The sequence below is a fragment of the Pseudomonas sp. DWRC2-2 genome (assembly GCF_049897885.1).
GTDB classification, from domain to species: Bacteria; Pseudomonadota; Gammaproteobacteria; order Pseudomonadales; family Pseudomonadaceae; genus Aquipseudomonas; species Aquipseudomonas azotoformans_A.
Genome location: NZ_JAFCXD010000001.1, coordinates 1,110,406 through 1,131,917, shown reverse-complemented (window position 1 = coordinate 1,131,917; position 21,512 = coordinate 1,110,406). Strand labels below are relative to the sequence as shown.

The following is a 21,512-nucleotide window of genomic DNA, read 5'->3' as shown; positions in this document are numbered from 1 at the left end:
ATAGCTAAACGTGTTGCTGATCACGCCGATAGACCTTTTAACACCCAACAGGCGCTTTCCCATGTTCAATACAAAAATCAAGAACCAGCTCCAGGCTCAAACAGCTGAGCTTTCGGAGTTGCGCCAACTGCGTGATGGCCTACACCGTGAAATGCTGACGCTGAGTATCGATACTAATTTTGCAATTACCGCCTGCAACGACAATTTTGCACAGGCTTTGGGGTACACCCAGAATCAGCTTATAGGTCGTGCCATGGCTGACATTGTTCCGCAGTACGTTTCCAAGCTCCCCTGTTTTCACAATTTTCGGGCAGCCGTCGCCGCTGGGAAATCGATCTCTGATGAATACAGGTACCTACATGCTGATGGCTCATTGGTTTGGATTCATGCCCATTGGCAGCCCGTAACGGATGCGACTGGCCGGTTGAGTCATATTGCAGGCTATGCGACGAACATTACTTCCAGAGTGGAAAAGGCATCGGAAAACGCCTCGTTCATTGACGCATTGCTGCGCTCAACGGCAGTGATCGAGTTCGACCTGTCCGGGCATGTACTCATGGCGAATGATCAGTTTTTAAAAGCGATGGGTTACAGCCTGGGACAAGCGCAAGGTAGTCACCATCGTATTTTCTGCCGGCCAGAAGATGCCTCATCCCAGCAATACAGAGATTTTTGGTTGACGTTAAACAAGGGTGAATTTGTCGCTGGCCGATTCCAACGTGTTGATAGTCGGGGTCAGACGGTATGGCTGGAGGCGACCTATAACCCGGTCTACGATACAGAGGGAACACTCCGCAAGGTCATCAAGTTTGCAACGGTCATTACCGAACAGGTTGCCCGTGAGCACCAAGTCAGTGAGGCCGCACAAACGGCATTTGAGATCTCCCAGCAGACTGACGTTACTGCTCAACGTGGTGCAATAGTGGTTAACGACACGATGCACACTATGCGTAAAGTCGCTGTGGATATGCAGGCTGCCTCTGGTGGCGTCGAAGCGCTTGGAAAGCAGTCGCTGTTAATCAGTTCGATCATTCAGACGATCAGTAGTATTGCCCAGCAAACGAACCTATTGGCATTGAACGCTGCAATTGAAGCTGCGCGCGCAGGGGAGCAAGGTCGAGGCTTTGCAGTCGTCGCGGATGAGGTTCGACAATTAGCCGGGCGCACCAGCACCGCGACCGAAGAAATTGTTTCGGTTGTTTTGGAGAACCAAAAGCTAGTGGATCAAACCGTAGCGGAAATGACGAACAGTAAATCCCAAGCTGAGCAAGGTCTTGAGCTAGCCACGCAGGCAGGACAGGTTATTGTTGAAATTCAGGACGGAGCTAAGAGAGTGTTGAAGCGGTTGGTAAGTTTGCGACTCAGGTGGCTTAGCACGCTTAGTCGTGCTGCATTGGAGTTCGCCCACTAGGGCGATTTTGTGCCTGTCAGTAGTATTACTCGCTCGGCTCAAGCTGCGTGCATTCCCTCCAGACTCCCAGGGCATAGATCGATCATTTACCAGGTCGGTTTATGCCCTTTCGCGAATCTTTATGATCCAGCGCTCAGGACAGCGCCGGCTACATCTACCAGCAGATATGGTCGTTAAACCTGCAGCCTTCAGAATTATGAAACTAACCACAAATTCGCTTTCTCTAAATTTCATGCCTTTAGAATAGAGCTGATCCATGCGCCCTACGATTTTGCTAGTCGAAGATGATGAAATTATTCGTGAATTGGCCGTTGATGTGCTTTCAATCCTCGATGCGGAAGTATTGCCCGTTTCGAGTGCCGACGAAGCACTGCAGGTTCTAAAACGAGCGAATTTAGTGAGTTTAGTGCTTACCGACATACACATGCCTGGCCAGATCGACGGTTTGGGGCTTGCTAGGGTTGTCGTTGAGCTCTGGCCCTCGTTACCTGTCATTGTCACATCCGGCAACCTCCAGCGTCGTGATGCGCTGCCCCATCAGGCAGCCTTCCTGCCGAAACCCTGGGCACTGGACTCACTGCTTACTGTCGTCCAACAGTTGTTGCCTGAAGCACGGCTAAAGGAATGACGCTTCAAAGCTGGTCATTGGGGCCGGAACCTTCGTCTGGTTTTTAAGGTTTTCAGCCGGACTTTGGAATTGCTTATCCCTCATACGGCTCACCCAATTACGTCTGTTACGGCTCGTTGAATTCACCTCGTGATTAAGGATTTACTCACATCGCGTAATTCGCTTTCGATATTTGATCTTTCGATTGAAGCTACAGAAAGTGAGCGAAACTTAGGTAGAATTGTGCGATTACGTAGTGACAGTCGGCGCCAAGGCGCCCGCACGCCTTGGGGAAAAAATGCCTTCTAACGTTACGAGTTCTATCGCCGCAACTGGAGATATGGCCGATCAGGTCAGAGCTTTCCCTTGGGCTGACACCAGCCTAGGCGCGATGCCGTTGTGGGGCGCTGCTCAATGCGTAGCGGTCAATATGGTTTTGACTTCCAGCTTTCCTGCTTGTCTAGCGTTGGGCTCGGAATTAGTCATGATTTATAACGATGCTTTTGTTCCCATTCTGGGCTCCAAACCTAATGCTTTAGGCCGCTCATTTGCGGAGGTCTGGAGTGAAGCGTGGTGCGCCATAGGCCCTATTGCAGAAAAAGCACTTTCCGGAATCTCGACTTTTATCGAAGATTTCGAGCTGGAGATTGTGCGTCACGGGTTTCCCGAAACGGCATTTTTTACCTTCTGCTACAGCCCTGTTTTTGACGAGAAAGGCAAAGTCGTCGGCATTTTAGATACCGTAGTCGAAACGACATCTCGGGTTCTCACTGAGAGGAAATTGAAGGATTTCGCTACAGCCACTAAGCGGGAAATTCTAAATCGAACCGCAGATCGGGATCGGATGTGGAATCTTTCTGTAGAGGCCATGGTTGTCACTGACGAAACGGGGAAAATATCCGCAGTAAACCCTGCCTTTCGAAAGACTCTCAATTGGACAGATATAGATCTGATCAATCGTCCTATCCAAGATCTCATTCTTGCTGACGATAAAGAAGCCTTCTTGTCCAAATGGTCGGAATGCTCGTCCAGTGCGTCGACCTTTATGTTTGAAGCCCGGATCCTCTGCAGGAGAGGTCGCTACGTATCCATGGCATTGAATGGGAGTTTGCACGACAACACGATGCTGCTAGTAGGTCGAGATATGACGGCTGAGCGTGAGGTAGAAGCGGAGTTAAAAAGAACTGAACATGCGCTTCAGCAAGCGCAAAAAATGGAAACCATGGGTAAGCTAACCGGAGGTGTGGCTCATGATTTCAACAACCTCCTGCAAGTGATTGCCGGAAATCTGCAGCTTTTAAATCAAGATTTGGAGGGTAACGCTAAAGCGACAAAGCGCTTGGCCAATGCCCTGGCTGGTGTGGAGCGAGGAGCGAAGCTAGCAAGTTATCTATTAGCATTTAGCCGCAAGCAAACGCTCGAACCGAGGGTGGTGAAAATCGGCAATACTGTAATAGGCATGGACGACATGCTGCGCCGTACTTTAGGTGAAGAGTTTGATATCGAAGTAGTGGTAGGTTCCGACTTATGGAACACCTTGATTGATATCGCTCAGATCGAAAATGCCTTACTAAATCTTTGCGTCAATGCGCGTGATGCTATGGGAGGAAGTGGGAAGCTAACAATCGAAGTTAATAACGCTACTTTAGACGTGTCGTACGCTGGTTTGCATCAGGAGGTGACACCAGGGGAATATGTCATGTTAGCTGTTAGCGATACAGGGTGTGGGATGTCGAATGACATCATCAACAAAGCTTTTGACCCTTTCTTTACCACTAAACCAGTGGGTAAAGGCACAGGGCTCGGTTTATCGATGGTCTTTGGGTTTGTTAAACAGTCCGGTGGTCATTTAAAGATTTATAGTGAAGTTGGCCACGGCACTACTGTCAAAATTTATTTACCTCGCTCCCTAGACTCTGAGGAGGCGATAGAGAAACCTGTTAGACGCCCAATTATAGGGGGAAGTGAAACGATTTTGGTTGTTGAAGACGATATAGCCGTGCAGTCCATAGTAGTCGATACTTTGAAGGATTTGGGGTACAGAGTGCTTAAGGCTAATGATGCTGCTAGTGCTTTGCCTATTGTTGAAAGCGGCTTACCTATCGATTTGCTGTTCACTGACGTGATCATGCCGGGCCCTCTTAAGAGCCCAGAACTAGCGAAAAAAGCTTGCGATCTTCATCCTAATTTAGCTGTGCTATACACTTCTGGTTATACAGAGAATGCAATCGTACACGGTGGAAAGCTTGACCGTGGCGTTGAACTTTTAGGCAAGCCTTATACTAGGGAAGCGCTAGCTCGCCGGATTCGTCATGTCCTTGCAAACCAACGGCAACGACAGCCTAATGCAACGAATCCAGCTAGTCCGCGTGTAGTAGAGCCTACTCAAGTTGCACGCGTATCACTAAATATAGTTTTTGTTGAAGATGATCCAGTTATTGGTGCTGTTACGTTAGAGCTAATCCAAAGCTTAAATCACCAGGTTTTCTTAGCTTCCAGTGCAGAAGACGCCTTTCGCTTGATCAATAAAAATACTGATGTACTCATCACTGATATCAGGCTTGGTGGGATTTCAGGAGAAGCGTTGGCAGAAAAAGCGCGGAGCCTTTTTGAAAGGCTCGCCATTGTCTTCGCGTCTGGTGGGGATCAGCAGAATATGCTTGATAACGTAGTAATGCTTCGCAAGCCCTACAGCCTGGAAGATATTGCTCAGGCCATCGAGGATGCTTATAAGCTCGCGCGGCGGCAATAGTAAAATAGATTGTAGGCTCTTACATCTAATTATCTTACCCGCTCTCTATGAGCGGGCTGCTAAACTTGAAAAAGCAATCCTAGCGATCTATTTCTTGCCTAACCTTGACTGCAAGTTCATGAAGTGTAAAGGGCTTCGGTAAAAGTGCTACGCCTCGATCTAGCGTTTCGTTATGTACAATAGCGTTGCGTGTATATCCTGTAGTGTATAGCACAGGTATTAGAGAACCAGTAGTTGCGATGCGGTCGGCTAGTTCTTTGCCTGTCATCTCTGGCATAACTACATCAGTAAATAGTAATGAAATATTTGAATTGCTGGCTAGTGTAATTAAGGCGGCTTTTCCAGAGTCGGCCTCAATCACCTCGTACCCGAGTTCAGTTAAGGACTCTACACTTATGAAACGTACTATAGGGTCATCCTCGACCACCAATATACTTTCGCCCGGCTTGGCGCGTGGTACTTCGTTCTCCACTACAATCATTCGATCTATTGGTTGAATGTCGCCTGAATAGCGGGGGAGATAAAGTTTCACAGATGTGCCATGACCGACTTCCGAATATAGCTTTAGGTGGCCCTTTGACTGTTTCGCAAATCCGTAAACTTGCGCCAGACCTAGACCGGTACCTTTGCCTGCCCCCTTAGTCGTGAAGTATGGCTCAAATACCCTTGCTAGTACGTGATCAGGAATGCCTGTGCCTGTGTCGCTCACCGCAACCATGACATATTGGCCCGGCTCTATGCGTTCTTGTTTCGCATAGTTGTCATCGACATAAACATTTCCTGTCTCAACTGTAATACGACCACCGTTGCTCATGGCATCTCTCGCGTTAATGCAAAGGTTGAGAATCCCCTGCTCAAGGCTACTGTAGTCCGCGAGGGTAGGCCAAAGCCCGGCGTGTCGGACAAACTCCAGCTTGATATTACTACCAAGAGATCGCTGAAGAAGGTCAGACATACTGGTTACAAGACGATTTAGATCCACTGGCTCTGGAGATAAAGGTTGCTGGCGGGCGAAGGCCAGTAATCGACGAGTGAGTTGAGTTGCGCGAGTAGTACCTTCTAGCGCTAGGTCAATATATTTGCTCACCTCAGTCTCACCGCGCTCCATACGACTTCTTAGCAAACATATGCCACCGATTATGATAGTAAGCATGTTGTTAAAGTCGTGAGCAATACCGCCTGTCAACTGACCGACAGCTTCCATTTTTTGGAGTTGTCTCACTTGATCTTCTGCTGCCGCACGTCCTCCCAATGCCTGTTTTAATTCAAATTGAGAGTTATGTAGGGCGCTAGTTTGAATATCCGCTTCCGCCACCAGGTTCAAAGCCATATCTTGTAAATCGTCTGATTTCTTTTGCATAGCGTCGACATCTGTGCAGGTGAAGAACCACCTTACGACTTGCCCAGCTTCATTACGTATAGGTAAGGCCTTGCATAAAAACCAGTAGTCCTTCCCGTTTGAGTTACGCATTTGGAATGTATCTTCCCAAGGCAACTCATCAGACATAGCTACTGTACTGCGATTTATGACAGGATCTCGTAGCGCTCCCGAAATAAAAGCTGTCCAGCCAGTATCGCGAAGCTGATTGCTGGTTAGACCGCTGAATTCCGACCACTTGCCGTTGAAATACAGGTCATTGCCTTCAGTATCAGAAATCCATACAAGTTGAGGAATATTCTCTGCTATTTCCTGGTACTGCGCTTCGAGCAGCTTGGCAGCAATTTGACCACGCTCGTCAGCCTGGACTCTATCCGTAAGATCTCTCAGGATTTTGACCACACCTATCAAATTACCATCTTGAAGCATTGGCATCATGACACCGCTTGCCCAAAATCGCCCCCCGTCCGAACGCATATGCCACCGGTCGTCATCAGCCCTGCCTTGGCTAACCGCTGACCCAATTTCCCGTTCTGGTATGCCGTTTTCGCAGTCTTCTAATGTGAAAATCTTATGCAGAGGGCTACCTAGCATTTCGTCCTTAGTCCACCCAAGGATTTGGTGCGCACCTTCACTCCAGTCGGTAACTCGGCCAGAAGCGTCAGCGGTAATTACGGCGTAATCCAACGCACTGTCCAGCACCAGACGATTGTAGGATTCGATTTGCGCTATGCGTGCCCTAAGCTGATTTTGTTCCTGGCGGAGGATGTCCAGCTCAGAGGGGGCGTTGGTCGAGGTCAAATGCTATACCTAACGGAGGTGGACTTTCTCAGTAGAATACATCAGTCCAGATAGGGTGAGAAAAATATGCTGTGCCTATATGTCAACTGCTTACGGAGTAATGAAATAGCGGACGAAAAATGATGGCGTTATGCCTCTGCAATCTAATGTCTAACCGTCCTGTAACGTTATCTTAAGAGTTTGATTGTACTACCATTTGCCTCGTCTTTTTGGATGCGTCAAAACCCCTTTTTTGGACGATGATTATGAGATTTTGGTCTTTTTATAAAACAAAGATTTTTTTTATGATAAAAAAAATTTTGCCAAAATCACTCTACCCCTCTAGGTCGACGAGACGGCTACACCTTACGATTGGTTGCCTCAATATTCTTTCTCAGCACGTCAAAAGAGCCAGTCGCAACCCTTTTGGCTATAGCCTATAGGAGCGATTCTGCTGATGTTTTGTGTCGGTGCATAAAAAGTTGAACGGTCATTGAATGCGCTCACCTAACAAATAGCTTGTGAAGAATTTCACAGGTGATTTGCCAACAACGGCATACTTTGAGAGGTGGTCAACGTGGCTAAAGACGACAAGAAAGGAAAAAGCGAAGCTTCGAAAGCCAGCAAGGACTTGAAAGACAAAAAGTCCTCACCAGCAAAAAAATCTGCGGCTGCATCTGTTCTGTCAAAATCTCCAGAAAAGAAAGACAAGAAAAAAGATGCTGAACCAAAGAAATCCGTGAAAAAAGCTGATAGCAAGCCAGACAAGGCGAAGAAATCAGAGAAGGCAGAGAAGCCTGCGAAAAAGAAAAAGTAAGATCCGCTAGGGCTTAACGCCCTAGCTTCTTCACTCGGAATGCGTTGCCCTCGTTCGGGTCGCTCCATGCGGCGGCTCTTCATGGTGCGATGACGTCTTTGTAGCGAGCTCAGCCACTGCCGCCTAGTGCGAAGCTTTCAGGCTTCGGTAAAGATGGCAGCTACTTAAATAACGTAGTGCTCCCGTGAGGCGCATTTGAGATCAAAATCAGATAGCTTTTGAATCACGTGAGCTTGCTGAGACGCGCCAAGCCCTGTTTTATGTGGCCGGCGTTATCGCCGATTGTCTCCAGGGCTCCACGGACGTTATTCCCTACATCTGCATGTCCATGAGCTTCCACATGAAGCGTCAGTTCCATCAGGGCTGCCTCTAAGGCGAGTTGGTTTTGGTACATCCTTTCCAGCAACTCCGGCAATGAGTATTCACTGGGCATTTGTGGGCTCCATAGGGAAACTCAGCATAGCGCAGTCAAAGGCGTGGGCTAGCAATTTGCGTACAACTCATCAACCTTGAACTTGTGAATAGGCACATTCCCTTAGCGTGTGGGAGATAGCCGCAATGTCAGGCCGACCAATTAGACGCAAGGTTTGGGCGAGTCCAGCGCTGAGATACAGGTCACGTACACGATATTCGTGCCAAGTCTAAAAGCTGGAATGCCGGCCTTTAGATTAGGCTCGGCATTGCCTCTCTGTCCGGTCGAAGTTCAGTTGCCTCTGTAGGTAGAGAAACCGTAGGGGCTGACCAATAATGGAATGTGGTAGTGCGCCAGAGTACCGTCTACCTCAAAGATTACCGGTACCTCAGGGAAGAAACTTGGAATCTTGTGTGCTTTGAACCACTCACCTGTCTTGAAGGTGACACGGTAGATGCCTTTCTCCAGAGCCTGACCTTCGGGATACAACCCGGGAATACGACCTTGCTCATTTGTCGAAGCGCTGTTGAGCATGTCCCAGCTCTTGCCGTCCTGTTTTTCCAATGTGACATTTACACCAGGGGAGGGCAGACCATCCTGTAAGTTGAGTACGTGTACGCTCAGCGGGTTTCCTGCCGCTAACGCCAGTGACGATACGACACTCAATAAAAGGCCAGTGAAGAACATTTTTATTCCAGTCATGGTGATGTCCTTAGTTTTTGACGGTAGGTAAAATTTTGTTGATAGCGGCCAATGCGCAACCTTCATCGTTTGCTGCACCGCCGGCACCGGCCACTCCGATAGCTCCAATTACTTGCCCTTCAAACAGCAGCGGCACGCCTCCGCCCAGCAGCAATAGCTCATCCAGGGTGTTAAGGTTTTCAGCATCGGGTGTACTGCGAGCGCGCTCTGCCAATAGTCGTGTTGGCGTCTTGGTCGATAGGGCGGTATAGGCCTTGCGTTGGGCGGCTGATGCGTTGTGTGGGCCCACGTTATCGTCGCGCTGCAGGGCGACTAAATTGCCTCCACGGTCGACAATAGCAGCGACACCTGTACGGCCATCGGCATGACAGGCTGTCAACGCTGCGTTCAGTAAATCATTGGCCATTACCAGTGACACGTCGTTGCGCTGCTGCACTTGATCCGGCGCTGCAACGGCGAGCGCTGAATTCATTGCGAGTGACATCAGCAATGAGGTCGATAGGCTTATACGCATGCTTTGTCCTTTGTGTGGTCTGGCTGAGTCATAGCCAGGCATGATGCCCCGTGCACTCCGTCAGAATGATTGCCTGATGATTACCAAGATGTAATGTGCCAAAACACTCGGTCGCGCTAGCCTATGCTCCAGTTCCGGAGGAAAAGATGCGTATCCTGGTCGTAGAAGATGAAGCGAAAACAGCGGATTACCTGCACAACGCCCTGACTGAATCGGGTTACGTGGTGGAAGTCGCCTTGGATGGTTTGGAGGGCCAGTATCTAGCGCAGGAAAGTGAGTTCGACCTGATCATCCTGGACGTCATGTTGCCGGGCCTGGACGGATGGCAATTACTTCAGATTATCCGGCGCAAGTGGCAAACCCCGGTGCTTTTTCTGACTGCTAGGGACTCTGTGGAGGATCGGGTCAAGGGGCTTGAGGCAGGGGCCGATGATTACCTGGTCAAACCTTTTTCCTATGCCGAGTTGTTGGCGCGCGTACGTACCTTGCTGCGCAGGGGGCCGCCACGTGAGGTCGAGCAGTTCCTAGTTGCAGACCTGAGCCTGGATCTGTTGCGGCGTAAAGTTACGCGCGGGGGAGAGCGCCTCACCTTGACCAATAAGGAATTTGCCCTGTTGCACCTGCTGGTCAGCCGTGAAGGGGAGGTGCTATCGCGCTCGTTGATTGCTTCGCAGATCTGGCAGATGAACTTTGACAGTGATACCAATGTGGTCGACGTCGCCATACGGCGACTGCGCGCCAAGGTTGACGACCCTTACCCACTCAAGTTGATACAGACAGTGCGTGGCATCGGCTACATGCTTGAGGTGCAATCCTGAAACTGTTTCCGCGCTCCATGAGCTTGCGCCTGGCGGTCATGTTCGCGTTAGTCAGTTCGCTCCTGCTGGGCTCCATTGGTTTTTATCTTTATCAGTCGTTACAGCGAGAAATCGCCTGGGGCGATGACCAGGCCCTGCTCGGGCGCCTGGAGCGCATGCAGGCATTGATCAACGACAGTGTCAGCGTCGAGCAACTCAGAAATCGGCCCAAGCTATACGAAAATATGCTCGGCAATCGCGACAACCTGCTATGGATCATCGATAACACAGGCCAGGTGCTGATCGAAATCAACCCCGTCAGCATGAGCTTGCCCAGGCTACCGGCAGCAGCCCAGGCTCAGTTAGGTGACAGTGACACTTCCGTGCCGGTGCGGCTTGCCTGGCAGCATGTGATGCAGGGTGATCGCGGCTTGACCCTGATTGCTGGCAAGTTGTTGAGCGAGCGCGAGCAAATGCTGGGTGCTTACCGACTCAAGCTCTGGCTCGCGATGTCGGTGGGCGCATTGCTCGCTTTTGTGCTCGGCGGGTGGGTCAGTCAGCGAGGCTTACGACCTGTGCGCCTGCTGGCAAAGCGCGCTGCCGCGATTGATGCACACCACCTGCATCTGCGGTTGGACGAGTTCAACGAATTCAGTGAGCTGCAAGTGCTCAGCCAAGCGCTTAATCAGATGCTGACACGCCTCGAAGAGGGGTTCGCCCAGCTCTCACGATTCTCAGAGGATCTCGCCCATGAGATGCGTACCCCGCTCACTAACCTGATGGGGCACACCCAACAATCGCTGAGGCATGGCCGTTCAATTGAAGACTATCAGAACCTGCTGGTTTCCAATCAGGAAGAATATGAGCGTCTGGCGCGAATGATCGACAGCATGCTGTTTCTCGCTCGTAACGAGCAGTCGCATGCATCTGTAAGTGCTGAGCTCATCAACCTGCACGATCTAGTCGAGCAACTGTGTGAGTATTTTGAAGGCGTGGCGCAAGAGCGTGATATTACGCTGATCAATCAGGCCCATGATCAGCTGCTTGCTGATCCGGTCTTGATCCGTCGAGCATTGGCTAACTTACTCTCCAACGCGCTGCGTTATGGTTCTTCTGCTACGGCAGTCACTATCAGCAGTGTGGCGTGGGAGGACAGGATTGAAGTCACAGTACACAACCGAGGCCAACCGATCTCGGCGCACCATCTGCCTCGACTGTTCGAGCGCTTTTACCGGTGCGATCCGTCACGCAATCAGCCGGACGACTCAGGTGGATTGGGGTTAGCAATCGTTCGCTCAATTATGCAGTTGCATGGCGGCCGGGTAACCGTGGACAGCAGTCAATCAGGGACGAACTTTCGCTTAGAGTTTCCTATTCGAAATGCTTGAGCAGTCTTACTGAACCGTCGTCACCTAGACTGTAGTGTCGGCAATACGGATGCGCTCACTTCAGCTTCTGAGCCTCCTGAACTTTGAACTTTTCATAATGGTCATCCCCCTAATGCTGTGCAGATAGCCCTAGCTCAGGCTTACCCTGGGCAATTAATTACACGCAAAGGTTTGGTGATTTATGAAGAGCGAACAGGTCGAAGGCGTTGTAGAGAAGGTTGCTGGCAAAGCTCAGAGCGCCGTAGGCAAATTGCTGGGTGATTCAAAGATTGAAGCTGAAGGTGCTGGACGCCAAGCTGCAGGTCAGCTGACGCAAACCTACGGCGATGCACTGGACAGCGTGGCTACGTTCGTCAAAGAGAAGCCAGTTGCTGCACTGGCAATCGGTGCTGTTGCTCTACTCGTGCTCAAGAGGTTGCTGAGTCGCTGAACTTCAGTAGCTTGAGTTAAGTTTCCCTCGTACTCCTTGGCGTTCCGTTAGCAAGGAGTAAGAGGGTGTCGAGTCGACGGTCTTTCGAGCTGTCGTCAGCTCCCGTTATTAACCCCTCATTATCAGCAATCACCATCAAAAAAAGTGGCCATTTGGGTGGTGTTTTGTCGCTCAGTGAAGGCCCTAGAACACTTAATCCTTCATATAGATCGAATAATCGAGGGGGCAGAGGTTGCAAGTCCGATCCTCCAGCGTGATTACGTTCGCCAATTGCAATGGCCTCACCTCAGCCTAGACAGCCTATTTATTTGATTTGATCCTCGAGGAAGTCGGAAGACGGGTCAGTTTTAGGGGAATTCCCTCATTGCGAGCTCTACGTCGCGCTACTAGGATTGAATTCAATATTTGGCCGAATCGAGGACAGACCATGGCTACATCGCAGAGTGACGACAAACGCCCGACGCCGGATCATGCGGAGGACAACGCCTTTTTCCCATCTCCATATTCGCTAAGCCAGTTCACTTCCCCGAAATCTGATCTCAGTGGTGCTGACTATCCCAACGCTTACAAAGGTGGGCGGTGGAAGATCCTGCTGATTGGCGCGGATGAGCGTTATTTGCTGACAGATAACGGTACGATGTTCTCTACAGGCAATCATCCTGTTGAAACCTTGCTGCCGATGTATCACCTCGACAAAGCTGGTTTCGCATTCGATGTTGCCACGCTGTCTGGCAATCCAGTGAAATTTGAATTTTGGGCCATGCCTTCAGAAGATACTGAGGTGAAGGATTTCTACGCTAAATACCGCGAGCAGTTCAAACAACCTTTGAAGCTGGCTGACGTAATCGAGACAGCGCTGGGTGATGACTCAGACTACATAGGCGTCTTCATACCCGGCGGTCACGGGGCTCTAATTGGGCTGCCGGAAAGCACTGAAGTGAAACGTGTCCTGCAATGGGCCGTCGCTAAGGACAAGTTCGTGATTTCCCTATGCCACGGCCCAGCAGCGCTGCTAGCGGCGGGCCTTGGGGAGTCTAAGTCCTCCTATATTTTCAACGGTTACAAGATGTGCGCTTTTCCCGACTCTCTTGACGCGAAGACACCTGAAATCGGCTACATGCCTGGGCATCTGACCTGGAAGTTTGGCGAGCAGTTAAAGGCGCTAGGGGTCGAGATCGTCAATGAGGGGATTTCCGGAGCTACGTTCAAAGACCGTAAATTGCTTACCGGTGACAGCCCTCTGGCGGGGAATAACTTGGGCAAATTAGCGGCGGACGCTCTTCTGAAAGAGGTTGAGGCGGGTTGAATAATGCGCCTATAGAGGCAACATTGCTCGCCGCTCTCGAAATTGAGGCGGCGCGCGATCTTGGCACAATCCAAGACGTCGTCCGGCGGATTGCTAAGCCCTATGGATATGATCGGTTTGTACTCTTTTCGGCGTCTTCCGCAAACGAAGATGTTGTCGAACGCCTTTATTGGGTTGAGGGGGATTGGTTTGGCGAAGGCCAAGGGGTTGATGCTGAGACGTACGTAAGACGCTGCCCGGTTACTCGTCATATTCTGAGTTCTCGTGAAGCCTTTTTCTGGAAGAAAGAGCACGTGCATGGCGAAGAGTGCTATCAGGTCATACGCTCACCTAGCGGGCCGGGCGTACAGGGATTGCAGGTACCCATATTCGGGCCGTTGGGGCTTGAAGGTGCCATGAGCTTAGGCGGTGAAAAGATAAATGGTTCGACGCGAGTACGGCTTGGATTGAGTATCGTCGCGACGGCGGCTTTTTTCTCCGCTCGGCGTTTACTCGAGGCCCCGGCGGGTGAGGTGGTTAAAAACCTTTCACGGCGAGAGCGTGAAGTTCTGGCTTGGATATCAGCAGGACGCCGACAAGCGGATATAGCTGCAACTCTTGGTTTATCTGAGCGCACTGTAGAGAATCACCTTCGTCTGGCGCGCCGACGTCTTGGAGTCGCAACAACTGCACAAGCGGTCAAGTTAGCGATTCGAACAGGTCAAATCGAAGGTTAAGATCGGAACCGTAGTTGGCGAATATCCTGTGTTGTCCAACTGAGCAACAGCGTTGGTACATGACTTGGGAGAAGAAAAATTCTTTCCCAAATAGCATCCTGGATTACGTCTTGTCTTGGATACCTACTTCAATGACAGGTCGCGTCTTTTCGGCCTCTTGATTGACTGCATGGATTTTGAATCTGTGTTGCTCTCGGAACCTCCTAATTGGCCTCAGTTCAAATCAAAGAGGTGTCTACGAACCCCGGAGCGATTCATGTCTTAAGACAAACCCAAACTCAGTACCTTGAGTCTGTTCTCAGTTGCGTGGTCAAAATACTCGTACAGCGCCTCGCCCTGGTCTGCGGTTATCCCTCCTGCACACACCAACCCCAGCACAAACCCGTTAGCTCGCGCCCCACTTTTGACGGCCAGAATCATTGATCCCGCGCACTCAATATCGGAGATGATTTTCTTAACGTGCCTTCGGACAACCTCAGGTAAATCATTGGTAGCGTTGTTCATAGTCGGCTCCGCTTGCTTTGCTACCGCACCCCATTGGCGGTTTTGGTTTGGTCATTTGAAATACAAGACCGGGGTCGCGGCGCAGAGGTTCAAACACATAGCCAATGACCCGACGCATTGAGGCCATAGGATATGAAAGCGTCCCCCGCGTGAGCCATCTTTACACCTGTGGAGGTTGAGAATTTGCCTTGGATTCACCGTGTTTTATTAGAAAATTTCTGCGTGTAGCCAACGGCAGCCATGCACAACTCACGATCTTCCAAGCAGAGGGTTCAATCACGATGAGGACATTGGCCTACAAAACTCATAGATCGGTGAAGGAAGATCTATAGCAAGCGGAGCGCGCAGGCGGGAGGATGAAAGCCCACAGGGCCAAGACTCAGCAACGGCGAGGCTTGGTTTACGACAGCCGTCCTCGCAGAGGCCCGCTCAACCATTGCTCCCCTAGAGCGCCTTCATGAGACGCTCAAGCTTCTGATGCTCCCAAGTGCTGAGCAACGCAATGGGATCTGTTCCAAATCGATCCCCTGCGCTAAACGACCATCGCCGTCCTTCTGGACTCACGCATTCTTCGCAGAAGTCGAGCGTGTCACAGTCGTTGTAGATCGATATCCGCCAACCCTCGACGTTGACCACAAAATGCCCTGCGTAAACCTCGTCCCAAGGCGCTTGGCCTACCTTTGTCATCGTCCGTCGCTCGAAGGTAACCTCTCGCAATACCTGGCATACCTCTCTTGCTGAAAGTTCACCCGCAGTGCTTTCGCTAATGCTACCTACCTGGGATGAATGCGCTGCCGCTCTGGCCTGTTTCAGCCTTTCCTCGGCGTACATAGCCGGATCATCACTTGGCAGCGGATAGCCTGCCGCAGAGAGAGCCTCAGCCCGCTCTTCAATGAGCAGGCGCTCAGGATCACGAGCGGCTTGATAGGCTCTGCCTGGTACTCGCCAAGTTGCATCCATTCGTGATTCCTTAGGAGCTGAACGGCTCACTCTCCAACCGGCTTCGTCGGGATCTTTCGAAAGCTGGCACTCACCACAATTGGGCACGTGGTTTGCGACCTCATACTCACGCCAATCCACCATAGCTCCGCCGTCAATGCCGAGCGGTTTGCGCTCAATTAGCCAGGCTACAGCGTTAATGAACTGGCCATGAGAGTACGCAACGACGTGTTGGGCGGGATGCTCAGCAAGACACTTCAAGAAAGACTGAGCTCTAGCTATGAAATCTAGAAATGACTCAGCGCCTTCACCATCCGTGAAACCTTGATCTGCTTTAGCCCAGTACGCCTCCACCCATTCACGCCGATCAGCGACGGTTGTGCCAGTGCACCGCGCGGGTTCGAGGTAAGTGAATTCTTGGATGGGCCAAATTTCAAAAGGGACATGAGGAAACACCGCTGCGGTCGCCATAGCGGTTGAATGCGCTCGGGTGAAAGGCGAGGCTACGATCAGATCCGGGGCTTGGGCGAATGACCCGGCCACCAAGTGCGCTTGTTCGACACCCTTTGGCGTTAGAGGGATGCTCGCGTGATCCGAGCTGGCTTCACCAGCGTTCGCGGCGCTTTCCCCGTGGCGTATTAGCCTGACATGTTTCATTAATGTCTCACCCGCGAAAATTTTGCGATTCGCTCACCATGAGTCGTAGTCAGGTCGTCCTTCGAATCCTCACTTGCCCCTCTGACCAAATTCACCCTCGCTTCGTCGCCCATTGAACATGTAATGGCATTCACAAAGCACTCGATAGTCAGAAAAAAAAGACTTGAGATCTCTGTGGATTGATCGCGCCCAGGAAAGACGATCTGCCTCAGGCGAGAGAAACGCTACTGTGTCGTCAGTGCTAGTGCGCAGATGAAATACATTATTTCGAAATTTACGCAAATCATGGTAATGCTTTTTAATCGAGCTGCTGAGTTTATTGCATTTGGGGATCAGCTCTTGGTAGTTAACGGGTCTTTCATTATTGAGTAGCAAATACATGTTGAGGTCTTTATAGCCCTCGCACGTCACGGCTAGAAAGCCCAGCCAAGAGGTCAAGTATATCCTGAAATTGATCTCATCATTCCTGCTTAGTTTTTTGTTTTTATCCAATTTGCTGACCAGCGAATCGTAGTGCTTCAGCATCAGGTCGGCTGCATAAAAATAGTGGATTTGCAGAGTGAGAACCTTGTCCTGTTCTCTATGAGGAAGCAAGTCGCCTTCGCTCCTGCTGTCAATGCTTGAAACGTATTCCACAGACTGGTTTGCAAGGCGATGCAGAGCCGTATCCAATGGGACTACCAAGTTCTTGCCTACCGCGTCGTTAAAGCACTCGTAGAGATCCTTATCTGTCGAAAAGCCATAGGTTTCCTGCCTCTTTTTGGCGAACCGTGCAAGCCGCCAAGCGTCTAGGCCAGAAGTTTCCCCACGCCTGCCGAAATCGAAATCCACACCGCCGTCTGGCAGATCCACCCAACATCCGTTTCCATGCTTAAGATAATCGATGCCGTCATTCAAGCTGGAGATGTGCGACAGATCGGTATCAACCCACTCGCTAGAGCTATGGGGAAGGGGAATCCCCGATTTCTGCATTAATGTCAAAGCTGTCCGAACAGCCCGTAGGTAGTCGTTTATCAGACTGGAAAGTCGCTCGTCCATGGGGCCTCGGAGTAGACAAAAGTGCCGTAAGGGGTTTGGTATAGCACGACAGCCAGCTCTGAAGGAGCGCCCACATCGATTAGACTCCGCGAGCGCAATAAGTCTTATGCGTTCCAATATTTCTGGACGGTACTTCTCGCAATCCCAAGCGTTTCAGAGATTGCTTTCCTGTCGAGACCTTGTGCTTTTAGCGCTCGAATGGAATCTGCATTAAGCGGCTGTTTAGGCTTGCCTTGGAAGCGCTTGATGAGCTTTCCATCACTGAATTGCTCCTCCACCAACTGCCACCCTCCAGATATCTCGAATTCCCTGACACGCAAGGCAGTACGCTGTAATGCCTCTGACGGGAGTTCTTCACCCTGCGCAGCAATGGCGAGAGTGACCATAGTCAAAAGGTCGAGGCCTAGGTAGTCAGCTATCTCGTCCAGTTTCTCCAGCGTCGCATTCGCTCGGGCCTGCTCAAGCTTCCCCACGTACGTTCTGTGCGTTGCCCCCGCCAACTCTTCGTAACTCAACCCCTGATGAGCACGAGCTCCACGCAATGCTCCTGCCAGCGCTTCTTTCAGATGCATGAGACGGATCCTCAAAAGCGAGGATAGAGCCACGGTAAGCGTGTTTCGATAAACAGACGATAGTGATATTATCGTGACATATGGTTTGCCAGGCAGTCATTTGATCATAGCGGCGGGATGTTTGGATTGATGATGGATTGGTCATGAGAGCAGCACCTAAGACACCGCCAGGGACGTCTCGATGTGAGACGCGCTCATCAAGTTCAACGTTTATGGCCCACGTATGCCCGCCTGCAATAGTCACTGAGCGATGTCTTGGCAAGAACCAGATCCACTTTTTTAAGCGAAGGCAGGGATAGTGAGTGATGAAGTTCGATTGCGTGAAAGTTTCAGGAAAAGTTGACTACGTTCGATCTGTTGATCGAATGAACGGCGGACATAAAGCTAAAGTCAGCATTGACGGTGCAGTTATCCCAAATTTGCAAGTGTCGAATAAGTTTTACGAAGAGTTAGAAGCCGGCGAGAGTGTAACTTTGTATGGCCTTTTTAAAAGAAGTAATGACAAGGAAAAAAACACAGGCATCTTGTACGGCCTAGCGAAGCAGAACGGCGAGAAATCATTTGCAACCCAGTATAGATATCAAGTCCCGCTTTTCCTGACGGTCACTGCGGCCATCGCATTTTGCCTAACGTTCGTCGCCGGCTGGATCGCTTCGATATTTCCAGTGCTGTTTTTCTTCGGAGAAAATTCAGATTATATGTATACCACTACGGTATTTGCAGTAATTGAGTCGAGCTTGGTTGCCGCCTTTTTCCTGTGGAGGGCATGGGTGATGTTCAACGCTACGTCTGATCCTGAAGCTTGGGAGGCTACCGAAGCCGCAGCGCTATCGAGTCGCTTCAGTAAGCTCCACAAGTAATAATCCTGTACGTAGGGCACGCTTACACCCGCACCGGCTTCATGATCGCTGCGTCAGACTTTCCTTTCCTAGCGAGTATCGGGCAAGCGGAGCGCGCAGGCGTGCTGGATGAAAGCCCGGAGGGCCGAGACGTGGCTTGCCACGGCTCGGTTCACGCCAGCCATCCGCCGAAGGCGGCACGCCATGGCTACTGCCCGATATAAATCAACAAGGATGCGGCTGAAATGACCCACGATGAACTCCGTCAGCTTGAGGGCGCTAGGCGAAGGGCTCGTGGGCGCTTGCCAGCCTCCGTCCTGGCGATCCCACTGCATCCGAGCTCCTTGCCACCCTTGATGAGCTCGACGACCTAGATCTAAACGCTACGTCCTCTACTCAGAAGCCTCTCGAACTCATTGAGGTTCGTAATTCTGTCTCGGTGGAGCGTCATCCCTCCGGAATCGACATCATCTTGGAACATACCATTCCGCAACCCTGGAGGGAGCGTTTCCATCAGGCAAGCATCGGGTCGACCAGGTTGGTCGATGGGCCATACGCCTCAGGCTGGGATAAATTCCTGGCGAGTTGGGAAGCAGAGATGCGACACCTGGAGCAGCATCGGGCCGCAAGAAACAAATCTAAAAAAGACTGAGCGGGTGAGGGCATGGGACAAGATGATGACACGGTGTACTGCGATATCCAGATGCCGCTAGCCCAGGGTCGAGAGCTTCTGGAGTTAGTAAATGCACTGCGAGAATCCAAAGCTCATCCGCGTCTCGACAAAGTCTTCGAGCACATGCAAGACGAACTCAGTACGTCCATCGATATCGTAGATCACCCGCCAACATGGAGGCCTTGGTGCGAGTAAGGCTCCTCATGGCAGTAAGACTTTCGTTTCTCATCAACCCCTGCTCGGTACTCCCGGCACATCCATGTTGATCTTGCGCCAAAAGGCTTCAGAGAAACTGTAAACCGAGAAAGCAATCAGCCCTAAGGCCATCACCATCAAAATCAACCAACCAGCAGGTAGATTTTGGAGCGCATCCAGTGATTCCTTCATACCAGGTGGATCCATGGCTTGATAAGTGGAACCACTGATTGCAAGCAGCAACGCAATCTCTATAAAAACAACCCCTCGGGCTATTAGGCCGAACCGCGACACCGGACGGACATACCGCATGACGTCTTCGTCAGCTTCAAAGTATTTCTCGAACGACGCCTTCCATCCCTTGATGATGTGAGCAACCCCCACACCAAGGGGAACGAGAGCGATCAGGTAGATCAATAGATTCGAGTGATCCCAAGTCAAAAAATGCGCTAGCCAGTCTTTGGCTTGCCCTCCGGAATCGCCCGAACTTTTAATACCGCTAATGAGTAGGCCCAACGCGAAAAATGCGAGAGCGCCGTTGACCATACCTCCCGCGAACAGACCTGCGCGAATTACCAAACCTTTGAATTTTTTGCCATGATGATCGACATCACGCGTTGCCTGAAGCACGCGCCACGCCGCAAATGCAAGCAGACCCGCTACCACAAGCCCAACCAGAAAATAGCCGAATGGTTGGCTCAGCAATGCTTCCAGGCTCTTGTGGCTGTCCTTCGGTTTTGTCGAGTCTTGTGCTGCGAGCAACGCGAAAATACCGATGATCAAATACAGCAATCCTCGAGCGGCGTAGCCTCCACGAGCGAGTATTACTAGGCTGTGTTGCGCGGACATTCGATGTATTCCCGAGATCTGATACAAGAGCAAACCCCTCTCGCTGGGTAGGGTTCTATATCAAGCCGGTGACTGCGGCGAATTCGTTACCCAAGACGACTGCCGACATAAAACATGAGTGCGGTACGTCCATCGATTTCATTGAGTACCCACTAACATGGAGGTTTATAGATGCCTAGGCTGTAAAGTTAGGTTTAGTCACCAAACATGTCGGTGATTTCGGTACCAGCACGACCCAAGGATTTCATCGTGATGTTGCCGGCGTCATTTTCACCGACGTGCCAAAGCGCAAATTTCGGAAGGTTGAGCCAAGTCGGTGGCTTCGCCGCAACCGGATACGCCGAGCGAGTTTCGTAGGTAGCCACACCGTCGATTATCGAGACCAGCGCTATACCATGTGCCGTAGCGTACTTTATCGCTCCAGATTGAAACCCTGTTGTGGTGAACAGCATTCCTTTATGAGCGCCGACGGATCTCACCTTGTCGTGCAGTACCTGAACCAGCTCCCGTTCGACTGCGTTGCGGTATTTTTTGCACTCAATCAGCACGATGAATTCGGCGCCTGCAAAAGCTTGGAATTTCGCCAGCACGTCGATCTGGTAGGTTGAGTCATAGGCCTCGACTTTTGCGTCGTGCGTAACCTCCAGCGATGTCAGTTCACCTCCTTGCTTGAGGATCCAGTCCCTGACCAAGAACTCGAATTCAGTGGCGGTAATTTCGAGGTTGGGATTCGCCATTGGAGGGAACATTCTTTTCCTCATCGTTCAGTCGAATTGGCAGTGCGCGATAGGTGCGCATGGCTCGGGGTAGCAGCACTTAAGACTGTCGAATCCTCAAAATGGAATCGGTGATGGCTTGAGCATTTGCATCCAGCGCTTCCATGGCCGACATCGCATGAGCGGCGACGCTTCCCACTCCATTTTCTAAAAGCCACTTGGTTATTTCTTCTATTGCTGCACCTAGTGCGTACTGGTTATGCAGCAGCAATGTCAGGGCGTCCGCAGTGGCGATCTTGTAGTTCGAGTTATCTGGCATGGCGGTCTTCCTTGGGATGATGCACAGAGCCTAGTTCATCTCACCGCTGGCTCAAACGGTGCGGGTAGTCGCATAGGTTTGCTTGATGTTTTGGAAGAGGACGACCTGGGCTGACAGGGGGCCAGAAGGCTGCACTCACCGTCTGTGCTTGCCCGCCGTGCTTGGTCTATCGAGCACGCGATGGGTAATACGTGTCTACCC

The 21,512-nt window shown here is 51.0% G+C and carries 22 protein-coding genes and 1 pseudogene; 11 read left to right on the top strand and 12 right to left on the bottom strand.

The window, feature by feature from the left end:
* Window positions 1-61: 61 nt before the first annotated feature.
* The 3 genes from ACP7EW_RS05545 to ACP7EW_RS05535 all read left to right on the top strand — a co-directional run bounded on the left by ACP7EW_RS05545 (window position 62) and on the right by ACP7EW_RS05535 (window position 4,770).
* Complete coding sequence (locus ACP7EW_RS05545) at window positions 62-1,411, top strand: methyl-accepting chemotaxis protein (RefSeq protein ID WP_426215812.1); 1,350 nt, start codon at window positions 62-64, stop codon at window positions 1,409-1,411.
* Between the two features lie 256 nt (window positions 1,412-1,667).
* Complete coding sequence (locus ACP7EW_RS05540; protein ID WP_426181043.1) at window positions 1,668-2,039, top strand: response regulator; 372 nt, start codon at window positions 1,668-1,670, stop codon at window positions 2,037-2,039.
* 277 nt (window positions 2,040-2,316) lie between these two features.
* Window positions 2,317-4,770: a response regulator gene (locus ACP7EW_RS05535; protein ID WP_426215810.1), complete on the top strand. Its 2,454-nt coding sequence runs from the start codon at window positions 2,317-2,319 to the stop codon at window positions 4,768-4,770.
* Window positions 4,771-4,849: 79 nt separating this feature from the next.
* Here the strand turns inward: ACP7EW_RS05535 and ACP7EW_RS05530 are convergent, their stop codons facing one another.
* Window positions 4,850-6,949 (bottom strand): PAS domain S-box protein, encoded by a 2,100-nt coding sequence (locus ACP7EW_RS05530; RefSeq protein WP_426215807.1) that lies wholly within the window; start codon window positions 6,947-6,949, stop codon window positions 4,850-4,852.
* A gap of 547 nt (window positions 6,950-7,496) precedes the next feature.
* Between ACP7EW_RS05530 and ACP7EW_RS05525 the strand changes: the two genes are divergently transcribed.
* The gene (locus ACP7EW_RS05525) at window positions 7,497-7,745 is read left to right on the top strand and encodes a hypothetical protein (protein WP_426215805.1); all 249 of its coding nucleotides are present in this window, start codon (window positions 7,497-7,499) and stop codon (window positions 7,743-7,745) included.
* 223 nt (window positions 7,746-7,968) lie between these two features.
* On the opposite strand, the gene ACP7EW_RS05520 is transcribed toward ACP7EW_RS05525, so the two are convergent.
* From ACP7EW_RS05520 to ACP7EW_RS05510, 3 genes are all read right to left on the bottom strand, one after another.
* Window positions 7,969-8,178: a hypothetical protein gene (locus ACP7EW_RS05520; RefSeq protein ID WP_426215802.1), complete on the bottom strand. Its 210-nt coding sequence runs from the start codon at window positions 8,176-8,178 to the stop codon at window positions 7,969-7,971.
* 270 nt (window positions 8,179-8,448) lie between these two features.
* Entirely contained in the window at window positions 8,449-8,859 is a 411-nt protein-coding gene (uraH, locus tag ACP7EW_RS05515) for a hydroxyisourate hydrolase (RefSeq protein WP_426215800.1), read from the bottom strand.
* A gap of 10 nt (window positions 8,860-8,869) precedes the next feature.
* Entirely contained in the window at window positions 8,870-9,373 is a 504-nt protein-coding gene (locus ACP7EW_RS05510) for a GlcG/HbpS family heme-binding protein (RefSeq protein ID WP_426215798.1), read from the bottom strand.
* A gap of 146 nt (window positions 9,374-9,519) precedes the next feature.
* On the opposite strand from ACP7EW_RS05510, the gene ACP7EW_RS05505 reads away from it, so the two are divergent.
* From ACP7EW_RS05505 to ACP7EW_RS05485, 5 genes are all read left to right on the top strand, one after another.
* Complete coding sequence (locus ACP7EW_RS05505; protein WP_426215796.1) at window positions 9,520-10,191, top strand: heavy metal response regulator transcription factor; 672 nt, start codon at window positions 9,520-9,522, stop codon at window positions 10,189-10,191.
* On the top strand, window positions 10,188-11,558 hold the full coding sequence (locus ACP7EW_RS05500) for a heavy metal sensor histidine kinase (RefSeq protein WP_426216395.1): 1,371 nt from the start codon (window positions 10,188-10,190) through the stop codon (window positions 11,556-11,558). Before ACP7EW_RS05505 ends, ACP7EW_RS05500 begins: the two co-directional genes overlap by 4 nt.
* 181 nt (window positions 11,559-11,739) lie before the next feature.
* Window positions 11,740-11,988, top strand: coding sequence for a CsbD family protein (locus ACP7EW_RS05495; RefSeq protein ID WP_426215794.1), 249 nt, complete (start codon window positions 11,740-11,742; stop codon window positions 11,986-11,988).
* Window positions 11,989-12,415: 427 nt separating this feature from the next.
* Window positions 12,416-13,294 (top strand): glyoxalase III HchA, encoded by an 879-nt coding sequence (gene hchA / locus ACP7EW_RS05490; protein ID WP_426215792.1) that lies wholly within the window; start codon window positions 12,416-12,418, stop codon window positions 13,292-13,294.
* Window positions 13,295-13,317: 23 nt separating this feature from the next.
* On the top strand, window positions 13,318-14,010 hold the full coding sequence (locus ACP7EW_RS05485; protein WP_426215790.1) for a PA1136 family autoinducer-binding transcriptional regulator: 693 nt from the start codon (window positions 13,318-13,320) through the stop codon (window positions 14,008-14,010).
* Between the two features lie 261 nt (window positions 14,011-14,271).
* Here ACP7EW_RS05485 and ACP7EW_RS05480 read toward each other — a convergent pair whose 3' ends face one another.
* From ACP7EW_RS05480 to ACP7EW_RS05460, 5 genes and pseudogenes are all read right to left on the bottom strand, one after another.
* Complete coding sequence (locus tag ACP7EW_RS05480) at window positions 14,272-14,514, bottom strand: hypothetical protein (protein ID WP_426215788.1); 243 nt, start codon at window positions 14,512-14,514, stop codon at window positions 14,272-14,274.
* A gap of 444 nt (window positions 14,515-14,958) precedes the next feature.
* On the bottom strand, window positions 14,959-15,345 hold the full coding sequence (locus ACP7EW_RS05475; protein ID WP_426216393.1) for a DUF7693 family protein: 387 nt from the start codon (window positions 15,343-15,345) through the stop codon (window positions 14,959-14,961).
* A gap of 156 nt (window positions 15,346-15,501) precedes the next feature.
* Window positions 15,502-16,110, bottom strand: a pseudogene (locus ACP7EW_RS05470) (histidine phosphatase family protein); the annotation flags it as partial.
* A gap of 69 nt (window positions 16,111-16,179) precedes the next feature.
* The gene (locus ACP7EW_RS05465) at window positions 16,180-17,148 is read right to left on the bottom strand and encodes a DUF6896 domain-containing protein (protein ID WP_426215786.1); all 969 of its coding nucleotides are present in this window, start codon (window positions 17,146-17,148) and stop codon (window positions 16,180-16,182) included.
* Between the two features lie 104 nt (window positions 17,149-17,252).
* Window positions 17,253-17,720, bottom strand: a complete 468-nt coding sequence (locus ACP7EW_RS05460; protein WP_426215784.1) for a helix-turn-helix domain-containing protein — start codon at window positions 17,718-17,720, stop codon at window positions 17,253-17,255.
* A gap of 305 nt (window positions 17,721-18,025) precedes the next feature.
* Here ACP7EW_RS05460 and ACP7EW_RS05455 point away from each other — a divergent pair, with 305 nt between their 5' ends.
* Together ACP7EW_RS05455 and ACP7EW_RS05450 are read left to right on the top strand one after the other, a co-directional pair.
* The gene (locus ACP7EW_RS05455) at window positions 18,026-18,580 is read left to right on the top strand and encodes a hypothetical protein (protein ID WP_426216391.1); all 555 of its coding nucleotides are present in this window, start codon (window positions 18,026-18,028) and stop codon (window positions 18,578-18,580) included.
* 643 nt (window positions 18,581-19,223) lie between these two features.
* A complete protein-coding gene (locus tag ACP7EW_RS05450; protein ID WP_426215782.1) occupies window positions 19,224-19,427 on the top strand; it encodes a hypothetical protein in 204 nt (67 codons plus the stop codon).
* Between the two features lie 33 nt (window positions 19,428-19,460).
* On the opposite strand, the gene ACP7EW_RS05445 is transcribed toward ACP7EW_RS05450, so the two are convergent.
* From ACP7EW_RS05445 to ACP7EW_RS05435, 3 genes are all read right to left on the bottom strand, one after another.
* A complete protein-coding gene (locus ACP7EW_RS05445; RefSeq protein WP_426215780.1) occupies window positions 19,461-20,276 on the bottom strand; it encodes a DUF1206 domain-containing protein in 816 nt (271 codons plus the stop codon).
* A 194-nt stretch (window positions 20,277-20,470) separates the two neighbouring features.
* Window positions 20,471-21,013, bottom strand: a complete 543-nt coding sequence (locus tag ACP7EW_RS05440; protein ID WP_426215778.1) for a restriction endonuclease — start codon at window positions 21,011-21,013, stop codon at window positions 20,471-20,473.
* Window positions 21,014-21,092: 79 nt separating this feature from the next.
* Window positions 21,093-21,311, bottom strand: coding sequence for a hypothetical protein (locus ACP7EW_RS05435; protein ID WP_426215776.1), 219 nt, complete (start codon window positions 21,309-21,311; stop codon window positions 21,093-21,095).
* Window positions 21,312-21,512 lie beyond the last annotated feature (201 nt).

Bases quoted from the DNA above. Each gene is read 5' to 3' on its own strand.
- ACP7EW_RS05540 (WP_426181043.1), top strand. From the start codon at position 1,668: ATGCGCCCTACGATTTTGCTAGTCGAAGATGATGAAATTATTCGTGAA.
- ACP7EW_RS05465 (WP_426215786.1), bottom strand. From the start codon at position 17,148: ATGGACGAGCGACTTTCCAGTCTGATAAACGACTACCTACGGGCTGTT.
- ACP7EW_RS05535 (WP_426215810.1), top strand. From the start codon at position 2,317: ATGCCTTCTAACGTTACGAGTTCTATCGCCGCAACTGGAGATATGGCC.
- ACP7EW_RS05520 (WP_426215802.1), bottom strand. From the start codon at position 8,178: ATGCCCAGTGAATACTCATTGCCGGAGTTGCTGGAAAGGATGTACCAA.
- ACP7EW_RS05440 (WP_426215778.1), bottom strand. From the start codon at position 21,013: ATGGCGAATCCCAACCTCGAAATTACCGCCACTGAATTCGAGTTCTTG.
- uraH (WP_426215800.1), bottom strand. From the start codon at position 8,859: ATGACTGGAATAAAAATGTTCTTCACTGGCCTTTTATTGAGTGTCGTA.
- ACP7EW_RS05450 (WP_426215782.1), top strand. From the start codon at position 19,224: ATGGGACAAGATGATGACACGGTGTACTGCGATATCCAGATGCCGCTA.
- ACP7EW_RS05475 (WP_426216393.1), bottom strand. From the start codon at position 15,345: ATGTACGCCGAGGAAAGGCTGAAACAGGCCAGAGCGGCAGCGCATTCA.
- ACP7EW_RS05505 (WP_426215796.1), top strand. From the start codon at position 9,520: ATGCGTATCCTGGTCGTAGAAGATGAAGCGAAAACAGCGGATTACCTG.
- ACP7EW_RS05435 (WP_426215776.1), bottom strand. From the start codon at position 21,311: ATGCCAGATAACTCGAACTACAAGATCGCCACTGCGGACGCCCTGACA.
- ACP7EW_RS05460 (WP_426215784.1), bottom strand. From the start codon at position 17,720: ATGCATCTGAAAGAAGCGCTGGCAGGAGCATTGCGTGGAGCTCGTGCT.
- ACP7EW_RS05480 (WP_426215788.1), bottom strand. From the start codon at position 14,514: ATGAACAACGCTACCAATGATTTACCTGAGGTTGTCCGAAGGCACGTT.
- ACP7EW_RS05510 (WP_426215798.1), bottom strand. From the start codon at position 9,373: ATGCGTATAAGCCTATCGACCTCATTGCTGATGTCACTCGCAATGAAT.
- hchA (WP_426215792.1), top strand. From the start codon at position 12,416: ATGGCTACATCGCAGAGTGACGACAAACGCCCGACGCCGGATCATGCG.
- ACP7EW_RS05545 (WP_426215812.1), top strand. From the start codon at position 62: ATGTTCAATACAAAAATCAAGAACCAGCTCCAGGCTCAAACAGCTGAG.
- ACP7EW_RS05495 (WP_426215794.1), top strand. From the start codon at position 11,740: ATGAAGAGCGAACAGGTCGAAGGCGTTGTAGAGAAGGTTGCTGGCAAA.
- ACP7EW_RS05455 (WP_426216391.1), top strand. From the start codon at position 18,026: ATGAAGTTCGATTGCGTGAAAGTTTCAGGAAAAGTTGACTACGTTCGA.
- ACP7EW_RS05445 (WP_426215780.1), bottom strand. From the start codon at position 20,276: ATGTCCGCGCAACACAGCCTAGTAATACTCGCTCGTGGAGGCTACGCC.